At 65.2% G+C, this 5,454-nt stretch carries 3 protein-coding genes and 1 pseudogene; all 4 read right to left on the bottom strand.

The features are described from left to right. Window positions 1-725: hypothetical protein (locus tag GPA_RS19155; RefSeq protein ID WP_041239400.1), on the bottom strand; the 725-nt coding region annotated here is incomplete at its 3' end. A 12-nt stretch (window positions 726-737) separates the two neighbouring features. After that, window positions 738-3,515, bottom strand: a complete 2,778-nt coding sequence (locus tag GPA_RS16830) for an Ig-like domain-containing protein (RefSeq protein WP_231847617.1) — start codon at window positions 3,513-3,515, stop codon at window positions 738-740. Window positions 3,516-3,582: 67 nt separating this feature from the next. Further along, the gene (locus tag GPA_RS09435; RefSeq protein WP_231847618.1) at window positions 3,583-4,665 is read right to left on the bottom strand and encodes a hypothetical protein; all 1,083 of its coding nucleotides are present in this window, start codon (window positions 4,663-4,665) and stop codon (window positions 3,583-3,585) included. A 224-nt stretch (window positions 4,666-4,889) separates the two neighbouring features. Next, a pseudogene (locus tag GPA_RS09440) lies at window positions 4,890-5,454 on the bottom strand (DNA repair protein RecN); the annotation flags it as partial.

The raw sequence follows: 5,454 nt of genomic DNA on the forward strand, positions 1-5,454 counted from the left end.
GCCGCGCACGCCGTCAGCGCCGCCGCCTCCGCCACATGCACGAACGCGCCCTCGCGCCATCGGCATGCGCAGAGAGCGACGAGAGCGCACGCGAACAGCCCGCAGGCCCCCGCCGACTGCGTGAACAGCAGCGCCGCCAACGGGAAGGAGGCCGCCCTTCGCAGACGCGCGCTTTCGGACCCGAGCGCCAGCAGGGCGCAGGCCGCGAAGAACGTTCCCGACGTGTTGGCGTACTGGAAGGGGAACTGCAGCCGTCCGGCGTTGACCGCCCCCTCGACGCCGCCCGGCATCGACATCAAGGCGAGCCCCAGCACGGCGATGGCAACCCCGAGCCAAACGACGGCGCGCATCGTTCTCGCCCGCGCCGCATCGGGCAGCACCGCGTGCAGGAACGTCAGCGCCGCCACGGCGAACCAAGGGGCCGACTCGGCGACTCCCGTCAGCGTGAGGCCATGGACGGCGCTGCTAGCCAGGCTGCACGCCCCTACACCCGCGATCAGCAGGGGAATCGCGATGCTCCCGTCGCGTCTGCCACGCGCACGGGCCGAGACGATCGCCGAAAATGCCGCGCACCCCGCCGCCAGCAGGCCGACGACGCATGAGGCTGCGGCGTAATAGCCTCCTTGCCACAGCACCAGAACGCCGAGCAGCCCGACGAACGCCGCCCCCTCCCAAGGAAGGGGTACGTTCGACGGGCTGTCCGTCACCTGGTTCTTGCGAGCCATCGAGGAGAGGCTCTACTTCACCCTGCGTCCGCCGCGCACGAACGCCAGGCAAACCAGCGCCGCGGCAATCGCGCAGCCAGCCAGCGCCATCGGAAGCGCCAGCGTGTCGCCGGTGGGAGCGAGCAGGGGCTTCACGACCTCATCCTGACCGGAGCCACCGCCTCCGGGGAGAACGGTCCCGGAGCCGCCAGCCGACCCGCCGCCGATCTCGCCGCCCGACGTCTGCCGCTCGCTGCCCGTCACCACGTAGGTGCTGAAGTGCTCGGTGGCAAAGCACAGGTCGTCGCCATCCACCCATGTGGGCTTCTTCTCGATCGCGCCGTTGTCGGCAACGTGGCTGACCTCAAGCGTCTTCGGGTCGAGCGCGCGCATGGCATCGGTCATCCGCAGGCGCACCGTCATCGTTCCGTCCTCCAAGCTGACCGCCACTTCCCCGCCATCGGCGTTGCGCAGCGACACGTCAAGGATCTCGGCAACTTTCGTTTGCCCGCCTTGGAGCGAAGTGATGGTTTGCTGCGCGCTCTCCGTCAGATCCTGCGCGCCCTGCACCGCCAACGACAGGGAGCCGCCGTTGCCCTGCGCGATCTTGTCAAGCTGCTCGGCAGCAGCAGGGCTGGACACCTCGACGGATGCCTGATACGCGGAGTCGCCCTCGGTCGCGGCGATCTCCTTGGCAGCCGCCGCCACCTCGCAAGTCGCCGACACGTCGCCGACCTTCGCCGTGATGGTGGCCGAGCCCACGCCGAGCGGCGTCACCTTGCCGCCGTCGACCGTAGCCACCGCAGAGTTCGAGGTAGACCACGCGATGCTGCCAGCCTCATCGGCGTCAAGCGGATCGACGGTCGCCGTCAACGTGAAAGGCTCGTCGCCCACAGTAAGCTGCTTGCTCGTCACATCCAACGCGATCGCCTTCGCGGGATTGGTCACCGAAACCGCGACGACGCCCTTCACGGTGGAAGACTCCTGCTGCGCCTCGAACACGAGGGTGCCCTTGCCCGTGCCAAGCGCAGCGATCGCGTAATTGCCACCCTCGCTGGCCGCGACGCTGAACACGGCGTTGCCGGAAGCGTCGCTCCACACGCCGTTCGAGAGCGAGCCCTTGCCCTCCACGGAGAACGTCAGGTCGTAGTCGTCGACTGCGCCGGACAAGGCGCCGAAAGCGGCAACGTTCACGGTTTGCGCGTCGCCCTTCACAAGCGCGACACTCGCAGCGGAGAGGTCGAAGCCCGTCACCGGGTTGCTCACCGTGACCGTGCAGGAGGCAGACTGCTGCTCGTCTTCGAGGGAGGTTGCCGTGATGACGGCCGTTCCCTTGCCCACAGCCGTCACCAGGCCGTTTTCGTTGACCGTGGCCACGGACTTGTCGCTGGCAGACCACGCGACAGACTTGTCGAGCGCCCCGGCGGGAGAAACGGTCGCCACGAGCTGCGTCGTACCGACGCCCACGATCGACACCTCGCTCTTGTCAAGCGCGACGCCCGCCACGTGCTCGCCCACGGTCACCGCGCACTCGGCCGTGAGTCCGCCATCCAGTGTGGTAGCCGTAACGGTGCACGTTCCCACGCCGACCGGGGTCACCGCGCCGTTGTCGTCGACCATGGCCACGTCACTGTTGGAGGACGTCCAGGCGACGCCCTTGTCGGAAGCAGTCGCGGGAAGCACCGTGGCCTCGAGCTGCGACGGCTCGTCGCCCACATAGAGCGTGAGGGCTTCAGCGTCCAGCTCGATGCCAGCGGCAGGCGTCACCACGGTAATGGCGACCGAAGCGGTCTGCTCGCCCGCCGTGGCGGTGATCGTGGCTTCGCCGTTGGCGAGCGCCGTCACCAGGCCGTCGGCATCGACCGTGAGCACGTTCTCGCTGGAGGAAGCCCACTCCACTTTGTCGGTAGAGCTTTCAGACTGCACCGTGGCCGTCAGCTGGGCAGTGCCGCCCACGTTGAGCGGCTTCTCGGGAGCGCCGGAAATGGTCACGGACGTGGCGGGGGTTGTCACCGCTATCTCGACCAAGGCCGACCTATCGCCCGCCGTGGCGGTGACGGTCGCCTTGCCGTTGGCAATGGCCGTAACCTTGCCGGACGCATCGACCGTGAGCACCTTGTCGTCTGAAGTCGCCCACATCACCTTGTCGGTGGAGTTCGCAGGCTCGACCGCGGCCGTCAGCTGCGCGGTCGCGCCCACCGCCAGCTGCTCGGGAGCGCCGGAGATGGTCACCGACATGGCAGGCACAGGCTCCTTCTTCGTGTCGATGGTGCTCGTGTCGAAGAACTCCCACGCGTCGCCCTTCTTCAAAAGGATGAGGGACTCGTGGTCGCCGCAATCGTAATACGCGTCGTACTCGAACGGAATCAACGCCTCTCCCTCGGCATCGACCGCACCATATTTTCCGGCGTCGTTAGCGGTGTAGGTCATCACCGTGCCGTCACCGAGCGTGCGCTTGGTTTGCTGCCACGTTATCCACTCGGTGTAAGCAGACCGCGAGAGCTCGTTCAGATCACGGTCGACGTACCGATAATAAGCAGGGGTGGCCTTGGGATAGACCGTTCCGTCCTCTTGGTCGTACACAGCTATCCGGTAGACCACTGTCCCGTCGGCCAAGATCGTCCGGTAAGCCCGAGCGTACTCCATTGCCTTTTCGGGAGAATCGATCCATTCCCCCTTGTCATAGGCAACAAGGGCTTTTTGGGTATACCCACCATCGTACACCGTTTCGGTCGCAACCAACGCGCCTTCCAGGCCCGAGGAGTTGAGGGAAACCGTCCCCGCCGCTGTCGTGGGAGATATCGTTTTCACTTCCTCGCCCGCAAAGTCGAGGATAATGCAATTGCCATTGCTCTCAGTTGTGCAAACGAAAGGTGCCCTAGTATCCTCTTGTACCCGGGAGAACCTTCACCGAAGTTCCGTCTGCCAGCCGTATGGAATACTGCGTGAAATACCCCTGGCCATCCGTGGAGTTCTGGTAGCACAGAAAGCGGCCGTTGCCCATAGAGCTTTCGATTGTCACGCCCTGAAACTCCGCCGGCTGAACACCCGTGAAATCCCATATCCGCGTGCCACCAGATTTGTATTGGATCAACTCAGCTTCCGAGAACGCTTCGAAATTCCAAAGAGACGCAACACCGCTCATGATGAAGCCTTCCGGCTTCTTCGGCGTCACGCACCGGTACGCATCCTGTCCCTCGACTTTGGTTATCGTAACCTTGCCGCCGTCGGGCAAGCTCCACTCGCGTTCGGTCTCCCCGACGGATGGAGTGTCCCCCTTGGCAACGAACGAGTTGCTTGCCGAATCCCATACGTACTCCTTTGAGACGCGAACGTTGTTGGCGTCATAACCGGATATATTGAGCGTAAGCGAACGCGTCTCGTCATACGCGAACCAGATGGATACGCTCGGACCCTCTTCGGACCAACCCTTGGACCAATCTTCGGGCATGGGAACCGATGTCCTTTTGACACCTTCCCCATCGTAGACGTCCACAACAGAACCGTCGAGGTCAACGGCCGCCACCAGGGGCTCGGCGCTCGCCCTCTTGACGAATTTGTCGTAGCGGGCCGAGGCGACCTCGGCTCCATCGTTCGAAACGAAGCCGTACTTCACCTTGTCGTTCACATTCTTCGGCGCAGCGCTAAACGAGAACTCGTCCGTCATGAGCTGCTGCATGCTCGCCATGGCAACTTCGATGCAGTGTGCTTTGTTGGTTTCCGAAGAGGGCACATCGCCCAAGCCGAACGACGCCAGCACCGTGCCCGAGCTGTTCACCGTGTCAACCTGCGTGACGCCCTCGCTCGCATTGCCCGATCCGTCCGTGACCGAGCCCCGCTTCACCATCAAAGCGATCCCGGTGGTCTTGACGCCGTACACGTCGTCGTACACCAAGTTCTTGCCCAAGCTCTCGCTCGCAAGCACGGCCGTGTAAACCACCTCGTCTGCGAATGCCTGCATCGCGCTCGTCCCGAGCATCTGGGCGCACAACACCAACGCCAAGCACCAAGACAGTGCCTTGCAGGGGCGCTTTCCGCGCAACCTCTCTGCTTCCATACGACTCTCTCTTCCCCGATTCGATAATCCTCGGTTCATTATCTTCGCCAGGGTGAGAAGCAGGGGTTGCACAATATGGCAAATCGGGCATGCTGCCGCGGTTTCCGGGCGCCGCAGGTAAACGTTGGCTAATCGGCGGCTCGCTCCAGCATCTCGCGGGCGTGGGCGAGCGACGTCTCGGTGGCGTCGCCTGACAGCATGCGGGCGATCTCGGCGGGGCGCTCGCCATCGGGGAGGCGACGCAGGTCGGTCTCGGGCATGGCGCGCTCGCCCGCCGTTTTCCGCACCACGTAGTGCACCTCGCCCCGGACGGCCACCTGCGCGAGGTGCGTGACGACGATCACCTGGTGCGTGCGCGCGAGGTCGGCGAGCACGTCGGCCAGCGCCACGGCGGTCGAGCCGCCCACACCGGCGTCCACCTCGTCGAACACGAGCGTGTCCACCTCGTCGGCCTCGCCCAGCACCACCTTCACGGCCAGCATGACGCGGCTCACCTCGCCGCCCGACGCGATGCGCGCGAGCGGGCGCGCCTGCATCCCGGCACCGGGCCGGAACAGGAACTCCACCGCCTGCGAACCCGCCTTCGTCCACTGCTCGCGCTCGAGCGGCGCAAGGTCGCACACGAGCTCGGCGCCGCCCATTTCCAGACGGCCCATCTGCGCACACACGGCTGCAGCGAACCGCGGCGCGGCC

Source organism: Gordonibacter pamelaeae 7-10-1-b (assembly GCF_000210055.1).
GTDB lineage: Bacteria > Actinomycetota > Coriobacteriia > Coriobacteriales > Eggerthellaceae > Gordonibacter > Gordonibacter pamelaeae.